The following is a 15747-nucleotide window of genomic DNA, read 5'->3' on the forward strand; positions in this document are numbered from 1 at the left end:
TAATATGAATAAGGATTGCGGTCTTATTTGATCATCCATGTTCTATGTGTTCATTTTTGTTATCGTCTCTCGTTAGTAAATATTTCTTTGTCGCAAAAATAATCGCGATCGCAACAGCTGCGACCAACACATCGAGCATCGTGTCACTGTAAATCAACATCTTTTGAGCTGCGGCATATAAGATCAATTCCATTAAATGCGTCGTTGATGATGCTAATAACACTAAAACGAGCTCAATCCCAATCACAATCATCAATCCTAAACTTAAAAATGTCTTAATCGCATCATAGGACTGACCATTTGTAGAAAGGTATAAATCAAGTAGTTGTTTACTCATTTGAAATATACCAACCATCATTCCAGCTGTAATAATCACAGCAATAACCACTTCAATTATATAAATAATTCTAAAAAAATATTTATCTACCATAATAATCCCCCTCGTCTTACCTCATTATTGTCTTGTTTTTTATGCAATGGCAGTGTAACCTAAAGATAAGCATAAACAATCCCACAGTAGGAGAGTCAAGGTTATGGAGCGATTTAATCAAAATTTATTAACAATAGGGCAATTGCAGCAACTAACAGGTACACACATCAAGTCTTTACGTTACTATGAGAAGGTTGGTGTTTTAATCCCTGTCTATATCGATCCAGATTCACGTTATCGTTACTACAGCTTAAGTCAAGTACATCTCGTTTTTGTCATTCAAGCTGCGATTGAGCTCGGCATCCCGTTAAAAACACTGAATAAATTTTTATCCGATGAACACAGTTCCATTAACCTAAATGATTTCTTAGATTACGGAAAAAAAATAGCGGAAGAAAAGATCAAATTAATTGAAACCCAGTTTGCCTTGATGAATGACTTAAGAGCGAGCCTGAACTTATCTAAACAACTTTCAAACGGAGCTTTTCGAATAACAGAAAGTGCTAGAACCTATTATGTCTCACCCTTTGAAGGTGAATTAAACAATCAAACGGCATATGCTGCACTAGGAGCATTCGCTAAAACAATCACAGAGGCAAAAGGGCATTATGGGCTTGAGGTCGGCATGGTTTATATCAACTCAAACAATAGTATTTCAAGCTATTTATTCTTTGACTGCCTTGATTCAAAGCCTGTCTCAGAATTACCGCACCTCATCATTAATGAACAACGCTATACCATCAATGAAGGGAACTTAACAGATCAACAGGTCAAACAATTTATTAACGAAAAACATGCACAGCTCACCTTTAAAACCGAGCAAATTGATGAGCAACTCGATTTAACTAATCCGACCTACCACCTTAAATACACTGAAGGTGAAGCTAATTTTAAATTGATTTTGCCTTAACTGAGAGGATTAAAAAGGAGGAAACACCATGTCTACTCGATTTTATGAAATCAAACATGATGATTTAGAGGACGTTAAAGAGGTTTTAGCCAATGCATTTATGAATGACCCGCTAAAACATGCATTTGAAAATGAAGCGAATTTCTTAAAGCAATATCAAGCATTCTTTTTAGTCCCTGTCACATACGCTTTAAAGTACGGGTATGTTTACAGCCCTTCTGACGACTTAGAAGGTGTCATCGTCTATACGAGAGGACGATACGCTAGCATGACTCCTTGGCGGATGTTAATGAGTGGTGCTATGAAATACGGCCTTCAAGTCGGACGCGAGCCACTTAAGCGATTAGATCCATTTATGAAATTATCGAAAAAAGATCGAAAGTCATTCACGTCTTCATATAAAGACTACTTCTATGTCATGCTATTTGGTATCCATTCTGATCATCAAGGGAAAGGACATGGCAAAGCTTTGCTTCAGCATATCATCAAACAAGCCGATCAAGAACTACTGCCGATCTATTTAGAAACAGAAACGGAGAAAAACGTCTCGATCTATGAACATTTCGGATTTAAAGTTGTGAATCAGCACAATATCCCTTCGCTCAACATGACATTCTATGCGATGTTAAGAGAATCTAAACCGAGATAAAAACAAACCCTTAAGACACTGATCGTCTTAAGGGTTTGTTAGTTTAATTTAAGTTAATTTCAATACGTTCTGTGCCCCAGAAACCTGTTTGAGCTTCCAGTTTAGAAGATGATACATCGACATCACTACCTACTTCAAAGACCACTGTCCCTGTGCGATCAAGGCCTGGGTTAATTTGCTCTAAGAAGAAATCATCATCGTCTAAGTTCATCATAATCCCTCCATCTGTTGAAGGATCGTATTCTGTTCCGTTTTCATCATGTAATGTAAAAAACGATGAATTAATCGTAATGCTCTCTTGTTTATCATTATCAATGGTCACATCGATTAAAACAAATTTCCCACTCGTCGTTACCGGATCGATGAATTCATTATCCGACGTGATCTCTTCTGTTGTATTGACTTCATTTACGGTAAACGTCACATCAGCAATTGTAGCAGCGTCTCCAATACCCGCTACTGTTACATCATCAGAATCGTCTGATTCATCTGCCTCTTCCACTTCGTCATCACTGTCGTCATTTGCTTCTTCGCTGCTTTCTTCATCTTCTGCCTCTTCTGTTTCTTGCTGATCTGTCGCTTCTGTTTCTGCTGTTTCTGAGTCATCGTCACTGAGTAATGCCCCTATTACAATCAGTCCCACAAAAGCAATCGCTACCCATTTTAAGATTTTTTTCATTATATATTCCTCCTTATGAATGCTGATGGCTCTACTATATCGACTCATGAGGTAACCTTTATGTCAGTACAAATCTTTATATTGATTTAACATCTGTTTTATTTCTTTATGAATCTCTTGTTTTAATGTAGCAGGACCGATGACTTGTACATTCGTTCCCATACCAAGAATCCATCGCTTAATGGATTCTGAACCGTTTAAGGTTGCTTTAAAGCGGATCGCATTATTTTCTAAAGGTTCAATCACTTGATCAATACCATAAATTGATTCTTTTACCAAATTTGATGTCGGTGATTTGATGATTAATTCTACTTTTTGAGGTTCTTGAATAAACCCGAGCTTAGGAAACTGTTCCCGAATATCAAATGCTTGTGGAATCGTATAACGTTCTTTTTGTTGCTTTAGGCTATGTATCCGAATAATTTTAAAGGTTCGCATCGCTTGTTTTAATTCGCAAAACGCCACACAATACATACTTTCATCATACACGACGAATGCATATGGATGGATGGTTCGAGTTGTAACTTCACTTGTTGATGCTGCTTCATAAGCGATTAAAACTTTTCGTCTTTGACTAAATGCATCAAATAATTGTTTATAGTGTTCCGACTCATTACCGATTTCTGTATTAATCAAATGATCGTTCGCAAAATAAAAATGTCGACTACTGAGCTCTTGATCACGTTGGAATGCTCTGATTTTTTCCAAGGCATTATTGAGCGTTGTTTCAAGATTCGGTTGCTTGGATAAATAAGATTGAATCGCAATTTGAAGCTCTTGAACTTCATCTGAGGTGAAGTTACGAATCGGTAGAATAGATCGCGAATCTAGAGAATACCCGCCGTTAATCCCACGTTCACTTTGAATATAGATTCCCGCTTTTTCTAATTCATCACGGTACACTCTAACCATACGTGGTTTCACTTCTAACTCATCAGCTAAATCTTGAATCTTTACTTTAGGACGAGCCATTAACACTTGAATCATCTGTAAACAATTACTCACTTTACTCACATGACCACTCCCCTACATTTTTAACATGATATGGCTATTACTATTTTACCATTGAAACAAGTACTAAATATGTCACATTGTATGAAATTTCTACCTCTTAATCATCTGCTTTTATTTTTTCAATTGTAAAGCTTATAATAGACATAACAGATTTGACGTGAAGGGAGTCACATAGATGAATAAAAAAATGAAAGCAGCACTTGCCATTGGTCTTGGTACATCGGCAGGATTATTGATCACAAGTGGTCTATATTTTTATAATCAATCGGTAGGCCTTAAGAAAAAAATCGCCCATCCTGATTATGATCCGATTAATGTCGTGCCAAATGACCCTTGGAAAGATGAAAAGGAATGGTTTCAGTCCGTTGATTCAGAATGGATGACTGTCACATCCAATGATCAGTTGCGTTTATCTGGTTTATTTATTCCAGCTAAAACAGAATCGAAAAAAATAGCAATCCTTGCTCACGGTTATAACGGAAACAATAAGGAGATGGCACCTTTTTCTAAGTTATTTCATGATTTAGATTTTAATCTGTTATTGCCTGATGCAAGAGGACACGGAGAAAGTGAAGGGGATTATATTGGCTTCGGTTGGCCAGAAAGACGCGATTATCTCGTTTGGATTGACGAGCTCATTTCACGTTTCGGTGCATCAGCCGAAATTATTTTATACGGAATTAGCATGGGCGGTGCGACTGTACTAAACGTTAGTGGCGAAGACCTACCGACGAATGTTAAAGCAGTGATTTCAGACTGTGCATTTAGTTCGGTATCAAAGGAATTGGCGCACCAGTTAAGAACAAGTTATAAATTACCGCCTCATCCATTTATTCCGATGACAAGTTTTATCACTAAATTAAAAGCAGGCTATTGGTTCCATGAAGCCGCACCTGTTGAACAAGTTAAAAAGTCTGACACACCGACATTGATCATACACGGTGATGCGGATGACTTCGTGCCAACATCAATGGCTTACGACCTATATGAAGCGTTGAATACGTCGAAACAACTTTATATCGTTCCAGGTGCTAAACACACCTATAGTTACGTGACAGATAAACGGGCATATGAAGAAACAATAGAACACTTTTTAGATACACACATGGCGCGTACAGTTGAGTTTTAATAGTAGTTAAAGACAAATAAAGACATCTCAATGTCCAATAGACGTTAAGATGTCTTTATTGTTATTGATAAAAATAATCAAAAGGTTCATCCGCTTCAACAAAATGAACAGGCACATCAGAAATTAAGGATTGGATCCATGGCACAATATTGCTCATACCTACTTCTTCACTTTTTTCATGACCAAGAATAATCATCGTTTTATTCATCCCCATCATGTACGCATCTCTCATGTAGGCACTGAGCGTCCATTCCGTGATATCACCGCAGATGACTGTATCTAAATTTTGTGAATTGACTAGCTTCATTGGATTTTTTTCATCTCCCAATCCTAGGCTACTCCCCCCAAGAAGGAGACCGACTCTTTTTGCAGACGCTTGTGGCGATCCAATATAACGAACGACTTCCATATTTAGCTTTTCTTTTATTACGGTTAATAGATCGTCAATTGTTGTTTCCGGAATAGCATAGCAAATATTTGCTCTCTCTAAAGGATTTTTACTTTGAGAGTCCCCCTTCAATTGGTAAGACTCCCAATTCATAACCTCATTAAAACCTTTATAAATCAAATCTTCATGAGCGGCATGCATGTAATCATGGAAACGCCAAATCACCAGATTATGATTCTCAATTAACTGCCTTTTTTGTTTATAAACAGGATCGTTCTCCAACCAATGGTGGTCGTCACGCCCATTAAACCATGTCGGTTCATGAGTGATGATTAAATTGGCATTTTTTTTGATCGTCTGATGAATGACGTCAATCGTTGCCATGAATGTCGTCACAATGCCCGTCACCTCTTGAAACTCATCTCCTATAATAACCTTATCAACCGTATGATCACGATCAATTTGTGTAGCTTGAGCACCTTCGCTTATTTGATTAATCACATCTATTATTTTCATTATTATCACATTTCTTTCTCTAAATTTATTTAACCATCTCTTCTTTTGCAGATGGCGAAGACTCTTTGGTGTTGGTTAAAAAGTAAGTCATAAGAGCTGCAACACCAAAAGCAATAAGACATCCGATAATCCCATGAATCAAATTAGCTGTTGTATGACCGGTAAATGCTAGTAAACTTAATAAATTGGTTAATGGAATTAAATTAAAGTGTCCCGAATTCATGATACCGAGATATAATCCACCCGCAAAACCACCTGTAATCATACCAATCATAGGTTTTTTATAACGAATACCAATACCGTATAAACCCGGTTCACTCACGCCTGCTACAATCATCGATATAAAATAACCCCACGCCAATGATTTTTCATCTTTGTTTCTTAGTTTTAGTGCGGCACCTAGACACATACCACCTACAGCGAAACTCGCAGCAGCTAGACCAGGTGCTACAAAACTTTCACTACCGTTTGCTAAGAATGCCTCAATTAATGAAGCAATTAAAATAATATGCATCCCTGTTAAAACGAGTAATTGGAACAACGCACCGACCAGTGCAACACCAATAAAGCCTACCACGCCTTCTAAACCTAATAAACCTTCACTGATACTTCGTCCGAGAATAGCACCTGCAGGCCCTAATACACTTAAAGTAATTGGCAACATAACAACAATGGTTAATGACGGTGCTAAAATGCTCTTAAATGCACCAGGAATCGTATCATTAAAGTAACGCTCGACATATGACATGATCCAAACACTTAGGATAATCGGTAAAAGCGTATTTGAATAGTCTTGGACTAATGTTGGAATCCCGTAAACACTAAATGCGCTTCCTTCTTCAGCCAACTGAGAAAATGTAGGGTGCAACATAATGCTCCCAAGAAAGATACCCATAAGAGGCGATGCATTGAACTTTTTAGCTGATGTATACCCTATAATAATAGGAAAGAAGTAAAAGGTTGTATCACCAACAAACTGAGCTAACACATACAGATCACTTGTCTCACTTGCCCATCCCAACATTTCCGGTCCAATAACCGCTTCAATCAATTTAAAGAATGCCGCCACAATAATAAGTGGAATCGCTGGTGTTAAACTACCAGAAAGGCCATCTAATATTTTAGCACCGACTTTTTTCACTGAAAACGAACTCTCTTTCGATTCCGTTTTCTGTGAAGTTTGATCACCATCTGTAAACTCGGCTAATTGCTTAACTTCTTCATAAAGGTACGTAACTTCTTGACCCACTATAAGTTGAATTTGCCCACCTGCACGTGTCACACCAATAATACCCTCAATTTCCTTTAAGTTATCATCATTTACATTGTCTTCAATTTTCAAATTCAGACGTAAGCGCGTCGCACAATGAGCAATATGGTCAATATTTTCTTTCCCACCAACTTCTTCTAACACTTTTTTTGCTGATGCTTTATAGTCTACTTTAGCCATTTTACTTCCTCCTACTAAGTTTTTAGAACCGGTTCCAATTGTGGGTAAAAAGAACCTTGCCTTTTTACTTTATTGATATGACAAGCCTTCTTCATGGTATAAATTTAATCTTAATTATTATTTCTAACACTTTCGCGTTCGACTAATTTCATTTCTACATCATCTACATTTCCAAGCGCCTCATCATTAATGAGTTGAATCATATCTTGAACAACCAATTCAGATAGGCGTTTGTAATCAAACGAAACTGTTGTCAATCCTGGCGATATAACACTTGAAAAGTCGTAGTTACCAAAGCCAATAATGGATAAGTCTTCTGGGATCAAATAGTCTTGTTCTTTTAAATATTGAATCAGTCCCATTGCTATTCGGTCAGTAGCACAAACAGCAACTGTCGCAGCTTCCGCTAAGACTTTTCTTCCTTGTTCATAGCCTGCTTCAAATGTATAACCTGTTTTGTAATTTAAAATTGAGACCGATTTATTCTTTTGATCAAAATAATCCATTACTCCTTTTTTCCGATGAAAGCCAACCTCTCGATCCTCTTCACTCGGACCTAAATAAGCAATATTTTCATGACCCATCTTATCAATGTATTCTCCTACTAGATGACCCGCGCGAACGTTATCGATTTTTCTATACGGAATGTCTTGAGACTCTTGTCCAACTAATATGACAGGAATATCCATTCCCTTAATCACTTCTCGATGCTTCTCAGTAATATTATCAGTACCTAAAATAATGCCATCTACACCTTGTCGATTCAGTGTCAATAAATCTTCAATCTCTTGTTCAAGACTATTACTTAAACTTTCAATCGTGATCAGCGGATAATAGTCTGCTTCTCTTAATTGTTCATTGATAACTTCAAGCATTTTTCCTACACTGACCGATTGAATTCCTTTAAATACAACGCCTATCATTCTTGTTTTCTTACGTTTAAGGCTACTTGCAAATAAATTTGATTCATAGCCGGTTTCTGTTATGACCCGTCTAATTTTATCAGCTGTTGTTTTACTCACAGATCCACCATTCAAAAATCTGGATACTGTACTTTTAGAGACATGACTCATGCGTGCTATATCATTTATCGTTACTTTCATAGAAAAGTAACCTCCTATAATAAATTAAAAACCAAGTTTTTCATGGTTAATAGTTTATCATAGAAAAGATCATTTAAGCATCCTTCACTTTAATCTTCTAAGTGACGGTTTAAAAATTGAATCATGGTTTGAATGACAGCGTCACAGTAAAATAAACTACCACCGTGATCCGCATCATCCACACAATACATCTCAGCATCGATATTCGCGGATTGACAATACTCAAAAAGTTGGACACTTTGTTCGAATGGGACGACTGTATCTTTATTGCCATGCATAATCAAAAGTGGTGGATATGTTTTAGCATTATCAAGATAATGGATGACAGACGCTTCCTCTGCTTTTTCAACATGTTCAATTGGTTTTTTGCCACCTATTAATAATGCTTCCGGACTATCTGATAACGTATGATCGATCGCTGATTCTGCATCTGCAATTGAGACAATATCAACGACACCATATAAATCAATGCACCCTTTAATCGGTGGTAATGGTTCAGTTGAGACATCGAGTTGATCTGTGTTCCATGTTGCCCAACACATAAGCGCCGTATGACCGCCACTCGAATCACCTGATATAAACGTATTTTCCATATCAATACCTAACTTATCAGCATGACGATTCAAATAACGGATCGCCATTTTGGCATCTTCTACATGTGATGGAAATGTTGCTTCGGGTAAAGGTAAGTATTCTACAATTGCCAAAACATACCCGCTCGTCACAATGTCTTTAAAATCTAAAATCTGACCATTTAAGTTTTGTTCAAACCAAGCCGATCCTTGCACATGCATGATAAGTGGATATATCTTTTTTTCATGATGGTAATCCGGATAGACCATGCGAATCCTTAGATCTCTGCCACCTTTCGTTTGATAAACGAGGTCATCACGCTCCATTTTCGCTCTAATATGCTGATGATCACCTTGAATCATTTTCATACCCTTTGCTGTAGCCTTAGACTTTGGCATGTCTTTATAATCGTACTTCATATCAAATTCGATACAAATTACCTCCTTTTTGGTACCGGTTCCATTTTAGTTTAATCCTAAGTAGCCTACCTTGTCAAGACATAACTGAAAACGATTTCTTATTTTTCATCTATATAATAAGATAAACCAAAATTCCTGCTGTTAACATGAGAACCACAAACACTGGCATCACAACACCGATGAAAGTTGAAACATTCATTTTATGAACGAACGATTAACAATTAGAAACGAAAAAGCACCGATCAAAAAGACCTTCATAGCTAAGTATAGATGTCTAACTGCAAACTCACCAAACGCAACCTGAGCAAATAACCATCCACTTAAAATGATTCCTAGATACATAATCATTTGCTTAAATGAGATTTGATCCGCTTCTTTTTTCAGCTTTAACCCCACCTTTATGCCGTTTGATTTGTCAATATATAACTATTTTAGTATAACACATTTTGGACGCGTTACCGTTAAGATCATGTTATAATATGGTTGTAAAGGCATTATACTTGTATTTGAGGAGGTTTATTTATGGAAGACAAGTTACACATTCGACCACTTGAAAAAGACGATTTAGAATTCATTTATAAAATGAGAACCAATCCTGAAGTCATGGATTATTGGTGTGAAGAGCCGTACACAACAAAAGAAAAGTTAACGAAAGAATACGAAGAGCATATTAATTCCCGTTCTCACCGTGCATTTATTTTGTATCATGCAAATGATAAAGTGGGTTTTCTTGCACTTTATGGCATTGATTCGCGACATAGAAATGCAGAGTTTGCTATTATGTTTGACCCTGCTCAGCACGGAAAAGGTTATGCGAAAAAAGCAACGCGAATCATGGTTGATTATGCCTTCAATCAATTAAATTTAAACAAATTATCCTTAGAAGTCGTGAAACAAAACGAAAAAGCGATTCATATCTATGAATCAGTTGGTTTCAAAGTTGAAGGCGACCTTAAACAACATTACTTCGTCGACGGTGAATACTGTGACGGATTAATGATGGGGTTATTAAGAGAGGACTACCTTAAACAATCTCATTAGAAACAAAAAACGAGCCGCCATCTGAATCAATCAGATGACGGCTCGTTTTTTATAAATAAATTTACAGTTAATGTGTTACGATGAAGTTGGTTTTTAGTTCTGGTATCACATACGGGTGGCGTGTAAAATAATCAACTAACAATTCCGTCATGTCAGTCTGTATCTCCTTAATGATTCGTTTATTTTTAAACATATCAAAATCCCCACCACCGCTAGCTCGGTAATTATTCATCACAACTTCAAAATCGTCATTTTCTTTGATTGGAACATTTAAATAATGAAGCTTAGTGACACGCTGACCCTCAGGTTTGCTGATGTCTAGTTGATAATCAATCCCTGCCCACATGTCATAGTTATAGGGTGCTGGTTTTGGATAAAGATAAGTTGGATTTATCACTAATTTATTATGATCATCTACTTTAAAATAGTTTGCTGATTTTTCAAGTGCTTGTTTAATGTCTTTACCTGTAAGCTCAAGAACGACTAACGTATTAGGGTAAATATAATTATTCACGATCTCACGCATGGTCACCGCTCCCTTGAAACCTGGTGACTCGTCATGAAACAAACTCGTTAATGAAATATCAACATTTGCTTCTTCCATCTGAACTTGATTAATAAATGCAATCAAGGGGTGTGTTGATAACCTCAAGTTAAATGGATCCTTAACTGATAAATCCCCATCAATATGACCAATAGGCTGATCAAGCCATGTTTCGGTATCGTGATGCGCTTGATGTGCTGCGATTAAAATCTCAGGTGATGCAGGTGTTGCCTCCTCTACTGGAACTAGTTCACATTCTTTATCTTGAACCATCCAACCTGATGACGTTTTTGTTAAATGAACGGTTACTTTACCTAGAGACTCACCGTTAACACCAGGTTGTATAACTGCTGTTTGATCAATAACTTCAGCTAGTTTTCGGTGCTGGTGGCCTGTTAAAAGGACATCAATCCCATCAATTTCGTTTAGCAAAAGATAACCTTGGTTTTCTCCAGTTTGTGCCTCTGTTAGTTCTCCAGTAGCTAAGTCTCGTTCAAAACCTCCATGGTAACTTACAATTAATAAATCAATCGCTTCATTTTCTTGAATATAAGTCACCCATCTCTTCGTCGTCTCATACGCATCTTGAAATTCAAGGTGTTCTATGTGATCAGGTTTTTCCCAATTGGGGATGTAGTGTGTTGTGATCCCCAAAATCGCAACACGCAAGCCGTTTTCTATTTGCTTAATGATATAAGGTTTATAACGTGGTTTGTGATATTCTCGATCAATAATATTCGCTGATAACCACGGAAATCGAGAAGCATTAACTGCATCATCTAATGCTTGACTCCCAAAATTAAATTCATGATTGCCGATCACGGATGCATCAAATTCCAATTGATTCATCGCTTTTATAATTGGGTTTCTAGGTAGACTTGCATTGTGATAATGGTACATCATCGGAGACCCTTGTATGACATCTCCATTATCTATTAACAACGAATCTTGAGCTTTTGCTCGTTCATTCCTAATCAGTGTCGCTAGTTTAGCAAGCCCAAGAGGTTGATTTGTATTCCCTCGGTATGTTGTTGGATAAACGTGTCCGTGGATATCGCTTGTTGCGAGTATAGTGATGGTATGTCTATCTAACATGAGATTCGCACCCCTTCTGTTTTGACCGTATTTCACTTTAGTATAAACGCGAACTATCGAACAAAACAATGCATTTTTTGTTAAGTTTATTTTACCAAAAGTTAACAACATTAAGCGGGTTTAGCATGCTATACTTCGGCTGTAAGAGGTTTTCAAACACACAAAATTTATTAGGGGGATTAGGACATGAAACACAAGTTATGGGTAATGGTTAGTTTAATTTTTATGGCGTTTTTAATTGTAGGGTGTGCAGATACAGAAGACGAAACGACAGCAGCAGACAACGATGACTCTCAAGAAACAAGCGAAAGTGAAAATGAAGCAACTGAAAGCGAGCCCGAAAATGAAACGATTGAGACATTAAATGTTTCATTCGTTCCATCACGTGACCCAGATGAGATTGTGACAGCTACTGAACCTTTAAAAGATCTATTAATCGACGAATTAGCAGATTTAGGTTTTGATGTTGATGATGTTGAAATTAATGTAGGGACAACTTATGAAGCTGTCGGAGAGGCCTTATCTTCTGGAACAACTGATGTTGGTCTGATCCCAGGCGGAACCTATGTGTTATATGACGATGGGGCTGAGGTGATCTTAACATCAACACGTGCAGCACTTTCGAATGATTCTGAAGACCCTGCCGATTGGAATGAGAACAAACCAACTGAAGGCCTCTCAGATGAACAAGCCACTTACTACCGAAGTATCATGATCGCAGGTCCTACTGAAAAAGGACAAGAATTAGCTGAAAAAGTAAACAATGGTGAAGAGCTAACGTGGGATGACGTTAACAGTGCTCGTTGGTCTGTTCAGTCAACGTCTTCATCAGCCGGTTATATTTATCCAACATTATGGTTACAAGACCATTTCGATATGAGCATTACAGATTTAGATCAATCGACTCAGGCAAATGGCTATGGAGATGCTTTCGCACAACTAGCAGCTGAGCAATCAGACATTATTGTCGCTTATGCAGATGCAAGACGAGACAATGACGAGAATTGGACTGGGGACTTCGGCCGTGATGACTCCATTTGGGATGAAACCAACGTCATTGGTGTCACTCAACCGATTTATAACGATACAATATCCGTTAGTAAAAATGCTGATGTCATGAACGATGATTTAAAGAATGCTTTGCAGGAAGCATTTATTAATATCGCTGATACAGACGAAGGTAAAGAGGTCATCAGCATCTACAGCCACGAGGGTTACCAAGAAGCTGAATCTGAAGATTATGATGGTGAACGTGACGCTCAAGAATTCTTAAGAAATTTAAATTAACGATCAGGCACTAAATGGGATGAGATCTTAATGAGGATTAAGGTCTCATTTTCGCCCATTTATCCAAAAACTAATTATTAGTTTGAAATGAGGGATGGTAATGATTGAATTTAAAGATGTAGAAAAAATATACCCTAACGGAACACAAGCTTTAAAAGACATCAATGTAACGATTGAAAAAGGAGAATTTGTTGCGGTGATCGGTTTATCCGGTGCGGGTAAATCAACATTCATACGTTGTATTAATCGTATGCACGATACAACAGGTGGCGAATTATTTGTTGATAATATTAATGTCGGTGCTCTTAAAGGTAGCGCGATCCGCCGTTTCAGAAGAAAAGTCGGTATGATTTTTCAATCGTTCAACTTAGTCAATCGTACAACTGTTATTAAAAATGTATTAGTGGCCTTTGCGCCTGACAATCCATTCTGGAGAACTTTTTTAGGTGTTTATACCAAAAAACAAAAACTTCAAGCATTAGAAGCACTTGAACAGGTCGGGATTTTGGACAAAGCTTACACCAGAGTCGATCAGCTTTCTGGCGGTCAACAACAACGGGTTGCACTCGCTCGAACGCTCGCACAAAAGCCTGATATTATTTTAGCTGATGAACCTGTGGCTTCTCTTGATCCGATTACATCTAAACGTGTAATGAATGACTTTACTAAAATCAATAAAGACATGAATATTACGATCTTAATGAATATTCACCACGTTGATATGGCCTTAGAATACGCCGATCGAATTATTGGTATTCGTGCAGGTGAAGTGGTTTTTGATGGTAAAGCATCTTCAGTTGATGATGTCGTCTTAAAAATGATTTATGAAGGGCATGTCGAGCAGCAACCCTCTTCTGGAGAGGAGAATCAAGTGTATGTGGGATAAATTATTTCCTCCTAAAAAAATCACTCTAGACAGTGGTTCTGTTGTTTATGAAAAGCGTTCAAAATCACCTGTTATTTTAATGATTGTAGCTGTTGCGATGTACTATTCTGGTGTCGTAACAGGTTTTGATTGGAATCAGTTAATGAGCGGAATCCATGAATTTTTTACCATCATTTTTGAAATGTTGCAACCTAACTGGGGATATATGTCAAGAGCATGGCCGGAATTGATGTCAACGTTACAGATGTCGCTGTTTGGATCTGTGCTTGGAGCCGTGATCGCTTTACCACTGGCTGTTCTTGCATCATCAAACATTACTAAAAAACGCATCATCGTTTCATCTGTTAAAACTGGCTTAAGCTTAGTTCGAACGATGCCAACATTGGTTACTGCCCTCATCGCAACCTACATTTTTCAACTACCTCAAACCGCCGGCACGATCGCGATTATTTTATTTACGACATCGTATGTTGGTAAATTGGTGTATGAAGCGATTGAAAATGTTGATATGGGCAGTTTCGAGGCGATGGAAGCGATGGGAATGGACAAACGATCTGCTTTTCGTACCGCTATTTTCCCGCAGATTTTACCTAACTATTTATCGATATCATTGTATAGCTTTGAAGGAAATGTTCGTTATGCCGCTATTTTAGGCTATGTCGGTGCTGGTGGGGTTGGCCGATTAATCAATGAAACAATCGGTTGGCGTGATTATCAGAGCTTAGGAATGATTGTTTTCATGCTCGTCATTACGGTTTATTTAATTGAATCAACGAGTGAATATTTCAGAAAAAAACTTGCGTAAGGAGGTCTCTATATGTCAACTTTAACAGCTGTAGAAAAACAATTACATTCCGAACCTGATCACCGCCGTTATACGATCGTATTGATGGCTATCCTATCTGGGTTAATGATTTGGTCTGTATCTGATTTAAGTGTAGCACTTGATGAGCGAGGCATGATTATAGCCAGAAATATTTTAACAGGCTTGGTGAACCCTGATTTAGCATTCCTTTTTAGTTTGACCAATCAAGGCGTTTTTTATTTATTAATGGAAACAATCGCCATCGCTTTTCTCGGAACGATTTTGGGGGCGTTCTTAGCTGTACCTCTTGCCTTTTTATCAGCTTCTAATATCGTTCCAAAACCTATTAGTGGTCTAACTCGCATGCTACTGATTGTGATTCGAACGATTCCCTCGTTAGTGTATGGGTTAATGTTAATTCGTGTAACGGGACCTGGTCCTTTTGCGGGGGTATTAACAATTGGCATTACTTCCATTGGCATGTTAGCAAAGCTTTATGTTGATGCCATTGAGGATTTAGATATTAAAGTTTTGGAATCAATGACCTCAATGGGGTGTACTGTATTCGAAAAGATTCGTTTCGGAATCCTCCCTCAACTCTTCTCTTTATTCTTATCTGTCATGATCTACAGATTTGATATGAATATGCGGGAAGCGTCTATATTAGGTTTAGTCGGTGCTGGTGGGATTGGCGCACCATTAATCTTTGCCATGCAAGGTTATCGATGGTCACAAGTCGGCTCTATTTTAATTGGGTTAGTTGTCTTAATCTTAATTATAGAAACCGTATCAAATAAATTGCGCACCAAATTAGTAAATGGATAAAAGC

Annotated in this window: 17 protein-coding genes; 8 read left to right on the forward strand and 9 right to left on the reverse strand. The window is 37.6% G+C overall.

All coding sequences use genetic code 11. The features are described from left to right. Nucleotides 1-31: 31 nt before the first annotated feature. Nucleotides 32-430 (reverse strand): hypothetical protein, encoded by a 399-nt coding sequence (locus BLR62_RS01485; protein ID WP_090792229.1) that lies wholly within the window; start codon nucleotides 428-430, stop codon nucleotides 32-34. 103 nt (nucleotides 431-533) lie between these two features. Here BLR62_RS01485 and BLR62_RS01490 point away from each other — a divergent pair, with 103 nt between their 5' ends. Together BLR62_RS01490 and BLR62_RS01495 are read left to right on the forward strand one after the other, a co-directional pair. Beyond that, nucleotides 534-1340, forward strand: coding sequence for a MerR family DNA-binding transcriptional regulator (locus tag BLR62_RS01490; protein ID WP_090792231.1), 807 nt, complete (start codon nucleotides 534-536; stop codon nucleotides 1338-1340). Between the two features lie 28 nt (nucleotides 1341-1368). Continuing rightward, a complete protein-coding gene (locus BLR62_RS01495) occupies nucleotides 1369-1989 on the forward strand; it encodes a GNAT family N-acetyltransferase (RefSeq protein ID WP_090792234.1) in 621 nt (206 codons plus the stop codon). A 43-nt stretch (nucleotides 1990-2032) separates the two neighbouring features. On the opposite strand, the gene BLR62_RS01500 is transcribed toward BLR62_RS01495, so the two are convergent. Next, nucleotides 2033-2668: a DUF4352 domain-containing protein gene (locus BLR62_RS01500; RefSeq protein ID WP_176759175.1), complete on the reverse strand. Its 636-nt coding sequence runs from the start codon at nucleotides 2666-2668 to the stop codon at nucleotides 2033-2035. A 63-nt stretch (nucleotides 2669-2731) separates the two neighbouring features. Further along, nucleotides 2732-3682, reverse strand: a complete 951-nt coding sequence (locus BLR62_RS01505) for a helix-turn-helix transcriptional regulator (protein WP_090792241.1) — start codon at nucleotides 3680-3682, stop codon at nucleotides 2732-2734. 175 nt (nucleotides 3683-3857) lie between these two features. Here BLR62_RS01505 and BLR62_RS01510 point away from each other — a divergent pair, with 175 nt between their 5' ends. Next, nucleotides 3858-4811: an alpha/beta hydrolase gene (locus BLR62_RS01510; protein WP_218119741.1), complete on the forward strand. Its 954-nt coding sequence runs from the start codon at nucleotides 3858-3860 to the stop codon at nucleotides 4809-4811. Nucleotides 4812-4872: 61 nt separating this feature from the next. Here BLR62_RS01510 and BLR62_RS01515 read toward each other — a convergent pair whose 3' ends face one another. The 5 genes from BLR62_RS01515 to BLR62_RS01535 all read right to left on the reverse strand — a co-directional run bounded on the left by BLR62_RS01515 (nucleotide 4873) and on the right by BLR62_RS01535 (nucleotide 9608). Continuing rightward, nucleotides 4873-5715, reverse strand: a complete 843-nt coding sequence (locus BLR62_RS01515) for a Nif3-like dinuclear metal center hexameric protein (RefSeq protein WP_090792244.1) — start codon at nucleotides 5713-5715, stop codon at nucleotides 4873-4875. Between the two features lie 25 nt (nucleotides 5716-5740). Next, the gene (locus tag BLR62_RS01520; RefSeq protein WP_090792247.1) at nucleotides 5741-7165 is read right to left on the reverse strand and encodes a PTS transporter subunit EIIC; all 1425 of its coding nucleotides are present in this window, start codon (nucleotides 7163-7165) and stop codon (nucleotides 5741-5743) included. 110 nt (nucleotides 7166-7275) lie between these two features. Next, nucleotides 7276-8268 carry a LacI family DNA-binding transcriptional regulator gene (locus BLR62_RS01525; protein ID WP_090792249.1) on the reverse strand — a complete coding sequence of 331 codons (993 nt, stop codon included), beginning with the start codon at nucleotides 8266-8268 and terminating at the stop codon, nucleotides 7276-7278. An 89-nt stretch (nucleotides 8269-8357) separates the two neighbouring features. Further along, nucleotides 8358-9260 (reverse strand): alpha/beta hydrolase, encoded by a 903-nt coding sequence (locus BLR62_RS01530; protein WP_090792251.1) that lies wholly within the window; start codon nucleotides 9258-9260, stop codon nucleotides 8358-8360. 195 nt (nucleotides 9261-9455) lie between these two features. Beyond that, the gene (locus tag BLR62_RS01535; protein ID WP_218119742.1) at nucleotides 9456-9608 is read right to left on the reverse strand and encodes a hypothetical protein; all 153 of its coding nucleotides are present in this window, start codon (nucleotides 9606-9608) and stop codon (nucleotides 9456-9458) included. 174 nt (nucleotides 9609-9782) lie between these two features. Here BLR62_RS01535 and BLR62_RS01540 point away from each other — a divergent pair, with 174 nt between their 5' ends. Then, nucleotides 9783-10301: a GNAT family N-acetyltransferase gene (locus tag BLR62_RS01540; RefSeq protein ID WP_090792255.1), complete on the forward strand. Its 519-nt coding sequence runs from the start codon at nucleotides 9783-9785 to the stop codon at nucleotides 10299-10301. A 67-nt stretch (nucleotides 10302-10368) separates the two neighbouring features. Here the strand turns inward: BLR62_RS01540 and BLR62_RS01545 are convergent, their stop codons facing one another. Then, the gene (locus BLR62_RS01545) at nucleotides 10369-11940 is read right to left on the reverse strand and encodes a bifunctional metallophosphatase/5'-nucleotidase (protein ID WP_090792258.1); all 1572 of its coding nucleotides are present in this window, start codon (nucleotides 11938-11940) and stop codon (nucleotides 10369-10371) included. A 186-nt stretch (nucleotides 11941-12126) separates the two neighbouring features. On the opposite strand from BLR62_RS01545, the gene BLR62_RS01550 reads away from it, so the two are divergent. The 4 genes from BLR62_RS01550 to phnE (BLR62_RS01565) all read left to right on the forward strand — a co-directional run bounded on the left by BLR62_RS01550 (nucleotide 12127) and on the right by phnE (BLR62_RS01565) (nucleotide 15743). After that, nucleotides 12127-13227, forward strand: a complete 1101-nt coding sequence (locus BLR62_RS01550) for a phosphate/phosphite/phosphonate ABC transporter substrate-binding protein (protein WP_090792261.1) — start codon at nucleotides 12127-12129, stop codon at nucleotides 13225-13227. Between the two features lie 100 nt (nucleotides 13228-13327). After that, nucleotides 13328-14113: a phosphonate ABC transporter ATP-binding protein gene (phnC, locus tag BLR62_RS01555; RefSeq protein ID WP_090792262.1), complete on the forward strand. Its 786-nt coding sequence runs from the start codon at nucleotides 13328-13330 to the stop codon at nucleotides 14111-14113. Further along, the gene (phnE, locus tag BLR62_RS01560) at nucleotides 14103-14918 is read left to right on the forward strand and encodes a phosphonate ABC transporter, permease protein PhnE (RefSeq protein ID WP_090792264.1); all 816 of its coding nucleotides are present in this window, start codon (nucleotides 14103-14105) and stop codon (nucleotides 14916-14918) included. Before phnC ends, phnE (BLR62_RS01560) begins: the two co-directional genes overlap by 11 nt. Before the next feature lie 12 nt (nucleotides 14919-14930). Beyond that, nucleotides 14931-15743 carry a phosphonate ABC transporter, permease protein PhnE gene (gene phnE, locus BLR62_RS01565; RefSeq protein WP_090792266.1) on the forward strand — a complete coding sequence of 271 codons (813 nt, stop codon included), beginning with the start codon at nucleotides 14931-14933 and terminating at the stop codon, nucleotides 15741-15743. Nucleotides 15744-15747: the final 4 nt, after the last annotated feature.

The sequence above is a fragment of the Pelagirhabdus alkalitolerans genome (genome assembly GCF_900096905.1).
Classification (GTDB): domain Bacteria; phylum Bacillota; class Bacilli; order Bacillales; family Amphibacillaceae; genus Pelagirhabdus; species Pelagirhabdus alkalitolerans.

Bases quoted from the DNA above. Each gene is read 5' to 3' on its own strand.
- BLR62_RS01485 (WP_090792229.1), bottom strand. From the start codon at position 430: ATGGTAGATAAATATTTTTTTAGAATTATTTATATAATTGAAGTGGTT.
- BLR62_RS01490 (WP_090792231.1), top strand. From the start codon at position 534: ATGGAGCGATTTAATCAAAATTTATTAACAATAGGGCAATTGCAGCAA.
- BLR62_RS01495 (WP_090792234.1), top strand. From the start codon at position 1,369: ATGTCTACTCGATTTTATGAAATCAAACATGATGATTTAGAGGACGTT.
- BLR62_RS01500 (WP_176759175.1), bottom strand. From the start codon at position 2,668: ATGAAAAAAATCTTAAAATGGGTAGCGATTGCTTTTGTGGGACTGATT.
- BLR62_RS01510 (WP_218119741.1), top strand. From the start codon at position 3,858: ATGAATAAAAAAATGAAAGCAGCACTTGCCATTGGTCTTGGTACATCG.
- BLR62_RS01515 (WP_090792244.1), bottom strand. From the start codon at position 5,715: ATGAAAATAATAGATGTGATTAATCAAATAAGCGAAGGTGCTCAAGCT.
- BLR62_RS01520 (WP_090792247.1), bottom strand. From the start codon at position 7,165: ATGGCTAAAGTAGACTATAAAGCATCAGCAAAAAAAGTGTTAGAAGAA.
- BLR62_RS01525 (WP_090792249.1), bottom strand. From the start codon at position 8,268: ATGAAAGTAACGATAAATGATATAGCACGCATGAGTCATGTCTCTAAA.
- BLR62_RS01530 (WP_090792251.1), bottom strand. From the start codon at position 9,260: ATGAAGTACGATTATAAAGACATGCCAAAGTCTAAGGCTACAGCAAAG.
- BLR62_RS01535 (WP_218119742.1), bottom strand. From the start codon at position 9,608: ATGATTATGTATCTAGGAATCATTTTAAGTGGATGGTTATTTGCTCAG.
- BLR62_RS01540 (WP_090792255.1), top strand. From the start codon at position 9,783: ATGGAAGACAAGTTACACATTCGACCACTTGAAAAAGACGATTTAGAA.
- BLR62_RS01545 (WP_090792258.1), bottom strand. From the start codon at position 11,940: ATGTTAGATAGACATACCATCACTATACTCGCAACAAGCGATATCCAC.
- BLR62_RS01550 (WP_090792261.1), top strand. From the start codon at position 12,127: ATGAAACACAAGTTATGGGTAATGGTTAGTTTAATTTTTATGGCGTTT.
- phnC (WP_090792262.1), top strand. From the start codon at position 13,328: ATGATTGAATTTAAAGATGTAGAAAAAATATACCCTAACGGAACACAA.
- phnE (WP_090792264.1), top strand. From the start codon at position 14,103: ATGTGGGATAAATTATTTCCTCCTAAAAAAATCACTCTAGACAGTGGT.
- phnE (WP_090792266.1), top strand. From the start codon at position 14,931: ATGTCAACTTTAACAGCTGTAGAAAAACAATTACATTCCGAACCTGAT.